Source organism: Coprococcus intestinihominis (assembly GCF_040096555.1).
GTDB lineage: Bacteria > Bacillota > Clostridia > Lachnospirales > Lachnospiraceae > Coprococcus_A > Coprococcus_A intestinihominis.
The window spans coordinates 1-3,694 of sequence record NZ_JBBMEK010000304.1 but is presented as its reverse complement, the minus strand read 5'-3'; the positions used below and the strand labels follow the sequence as shown (position 1 = coordinate 3,694).

General features: G+C 39.9%; 5 protein-coding genes and 1 pseudogene. All 6 read right to left on the bottom strand.

Going from position 1 to position 3,694, the window contains the following annotated elements:
• Positions 1 to 235, bottom strand: a 235-nt coding sequence (locus WMO25_RS16160; protein WP_349086183.1) for a hypothetical protein, incomplete at its 3' end; no start/stop codon positions are given.
• A 169-nt stretch (positions 236 to 404) separates the two neighbouring features.
• Positions 405 to 1,493: a PucR family transcriptional regulator gene (locus WMO25_RS16155; protein ID WP_015513959.1), complete on the bottom strand. Its 1,089-nt coding sequence runs from the start codon at positions 1,491 to 1,493 to the stop codon at positions 405 to 407.
• A gap of 117 nt (positions 1,494 to 1,610) precedes the next feature.
• Positions 1,611 to 2,720, bottom strand: coding sequence for an ABC transporter ATP-binding protein (locus WMO25_RS16150; RefSeq protein WP_349086180.1), 1,110 nt, complete (start codon positions 2,718 to 2,720; stop codon positions 1,611 to 1,613).
• Between the two features lie 58 nt (positions 2,721 to 2,778).
• Positions 2,779 to 2,967: a hypothetical protein gene (locus WMO25_RS16145; protein ID WP_349086178.1), complete on the bottom strand. Its 189-nt coding sequence runs from the start codon at positions 2,965 to 2,967 to the stop codon at positions 2,779 to 2,781.
• Between the two features lie 32 nt (positions 2,968 to 2,999).
• Positions 3,000 to 3,461, bottom strand: a complete 462-nt coding sequence (gene ribH / locus WMO25_RS16140; RefSeq protein WP_015513957.1) for a 6,7-dimethyl-8-ribityllumazine synthase — start codon at positions 3,459 to 3,461, stop codon at positions 3,000 to 3,002.
• Between the two features lie 37 nt (positions 3,462 to 3,498).
• Positions 3,499 to 3,694, bottom strand: a pseudogene (locus tag WMO25_RS16135) (bifunctional 3,4-dihydroxy-2-butanone-4-phosphate synthase/GTP cyclohydrolase II); the annotation flags it as partial.

Below are 3,694 nucleotides of genomic sequence, written 5' to 3'. Positions count from 1 at the left end.
AAAGAAGACTGTCACAGCCATAAAGTGCCTGTTCCGCTTCCTGCATGATCTCAGAAGCATCTTCGGCAAATACCCGGATATCAAAAACGGTTCCCATGGTGAATATATAGGAAGAAGCCGTCCCATCCTCTTCAGTATCGCCTTGTCCCGCCTTCTTCTGACAGGCCGCCGTCTGAAATACAAGCAATAGCAGCAACAGTAATACGCCAAGTTTTTTTATCCATTTGCTGTTCAAAATACGCACCTCATTGTTACATTTTTAACACGTAAAATGCATAGTATACTAACCTTGTGTATACTATACACATTTTACTATGTCAGCCCGACAATTTCAAGCATGCTTTACAAATTTTAAGTAAAAATGCAAAGTTTCATCATTAAATCACTTTTTTTCATATACAAAATCAGTATATCTTATTCTCCATGTAGTGCATATAGCGCACAACCATCAATGCAATCTCAAAAGTAATGGCATCTTCGAAAACTCTCAGATCCAATCCTGTTGCTTTATTAACCTTGTCAAGACGATAAACCAGGGTATTTCTATGGATATATAATTGCCTTGCCGTCTCTGATACATTCAGGCTATTGTCGAAAAATTTGCGGATTGTCAGCAATGTCTCCTCATCAAATTCATCCGGTGTCGTTCCAGGAAAAATCTCATCAATAAACATCTTGCACAACGGAATCGGCAGTTGATAAATCAGACGTCCGATACCAAGCTTGTTATATGCAATGACAGACTTCTCATCATAAAAAATCTTACCTACATCCAGTGCCATCTTCGCCTCATTATAGGACCTGGAAATATCCTTGATATTATGTACGATGGTACCATACGCTATTCTTGCATTGATCATTGCCTCAGTATTCAATAGATCAACAATGGTTTTGGCAAGGGTCTGCATTTCATCATATGTCTCCTTCGGATCCAGTCCCTTCACAAGGATAATATTCTCTTCATCCACCGCTGTAATATAATCCCCATGTCTGCCGGTAAAAAGGCTCTTCACCACTTCCATGGCATGATTATCCCGCTGTCTGTTAGTCTCAATCACAAATACAAGCCGTCTTTCCTCAGCATCAATGTGGAGTTTCTTGGCCTTATTATAAATATCCACCAAGAGCATATTATCCAGAAGTACATTCTTGATAAAGTTCTCTTTGTCATACTTCTCTTTATAAGCGGACAATAAGTTCTGTATCTGAAATGCAACCAGTTTGCCGATTGTATAAATATCATCACTGTCACCACGAATCAGCATCACATATTCAACCGTTGTACCGTCCAGGATCTTAAAATACTGATAGCCCTGAACAACCTGTATCTCCGCCGGTGAATCAACAAATGTCAATACAGATTCCTTATACTGCTGTGCCTCCTCATTCGTTGCTGCAATCACATTGCCCTCCGTATCCATCAGGCACAGATCCGTCCTTGCAATGGACTTAACTCCTTCAATCGTACTTTGCAGCATCTGATTATATGCCATCCGCAATTCCTCCTTTTATGTTCTCGATTTAAACTGCTATAATCATAAACCATAAAAAGAGGGAATACAACCTGTATCCCCTCTAAAATTGTTCAAATATCCATCCATCTGTTGAATTTAATTCGTAATTGTCATCTGTGTTTCTTTGTCAAAGACATGAATCTTGTTCACATCAAAGGAAATGTTCATAATATCTCCCGGCTTTGCCTTTGTACTCGGATGTTCACAGCATGTGACATCAAATCCATCAACCGTCAGATACAGGAATACTTCTGCACCCAGCATCTCAAATACACGCACACTTGCTTCCACTGTATTATGTTCATGGGCAGCTTCGTATTTGTCCGCTGCAAAAACATCCTCAGGGCGAATACCGAATGTGACCTCTTTGCCGATATAATCTGTCAGCTTCGCTGCTTTCTCAGGTGGCAGAATCACTCTGTGGTGCTCACCATATTCAAGGAACAGCTCACCGCCCTCTTTAACAACTGTTGCATCAATAAAGTTCATCTGCGGAGAACCGATAAAACCGGCTACAAAAAGATTGTCTGGTCGGTCATAAAGATTCTGCGGTGAATCCACCTGCTGAATCACGCCATCCTTCATAACAACAATTCTTGTGCCCAATGTCATAGCCTCTGTCTGGTCATGGGTAACATAAATAATCGTAGACTGCAGTCTCTGATGCAGTTTGGAAATCTCAATTCTCATCTGCACACGCAGTTTCGCATCCAGATTAGAAAGCGGTTCATCCATCAGGAATACTTTCGGTTCACGAACAATCGCACGCCCCATAGCCACACGCTGTCTCTGACCACCGGACAGAAGCTTCGGTTTTCTGTCGAGAAGATGTTCAATATCAAGAATTCTTGCAGCTTCTCTGACTCTTCTGTCAATCTCATCTTTCGGCATCTTGCGCAACTTCAGGCCAAATGCCATATTATCATAAATAGACATATGCGGATAAAGAGCATAACTCTGGAACACCATTGCGATATCTCTGTCTTTCGGTTCAACATCATTGACTAGTTTGTCATCAATGTAGAGTTCACCTTTGGATATCTCCTCAAGGCCTGCGATCATACGAAGTGTTGTTGATTTACCGCAGCCGGAAGGACCAACAAAAATAATAAACTCTTTATCTTCTATTTCGAGATTAAAATCCTTTACCGCATTAAAACCATTTGGATAAACTTTATAAATATTTCTTAATGATAAACTTGCCATAAGTTCCTCCTCGTTATCAGCATTCAGCCGCTTCAATAATATAGTAACTGTTACTATACTACAACATTTTTCTTAAAACGGCCATGGATGCTTTGGCCAAAGAAACTCCGGGAACTTTGTTGACTTTTCTTTTTTTCAGCTTTTCTTTGCAGATTGAACAACAATTTTGATCATTTTTCTTTTTTTCATAGGCAGATTGAATGCAAAAAATACCCGTCAAATTGATTTGACGGGTATTTTTAGTCAATATAGCATTACGCTGTACAATTAACCGAATTTTTACAGATTTTTGAACAGATTGACCATTTCAATTGCGCTGACAGCCACATCATATCCCTTATTGCCTGCTTTTGTACCGGCTCTTTCGATTGCCTGTTCAATATTATCTGTTGTCAGAACACCGAAGAGAACCGGCAGACCGGATGATAATGAAACAGTTGCAATACCTTTAGATACTTCTGCACAAACATAATCATAATGAGATGTAGAACCTTTGATAACAGCACCCAGGCAGAGGATTGCATCGTACTTGCCTGTTGCAGCCATTTTCTGAGCAGCCAGAGGAATTTCAAATGCTCCCGGTACCCATGCAACATCAACATCGCTGTCTGCAACGCCATGTCTTACAAGTGCATCCATGGCACCGCCGAGAAGTTTGGATGTGATAAATTCATTAAAACGTGCACACACAATACCAATCTTCATTCCTTCTGCTACTAATTTTCCTTCTAATACGTTCATTTCTATACTTCCTTTCATGTATAAATAATTAATTAATTTATTTGTTGTCTTTGTTGTCCTTTTTGGCATTCTCTTCCTCTTCCAGTGTCACCGGATATGTCAGAAGATGGCCCATCTTTTCTTTCTTTGTTAAAAGGTAGAAAGCATCATTTTTGCCTAATTCCATCTGGATTGGAACTCTTTCGATAATCTTCAGATCAAAGGCCGCAATACCATCAATCTTCTCAGGATTA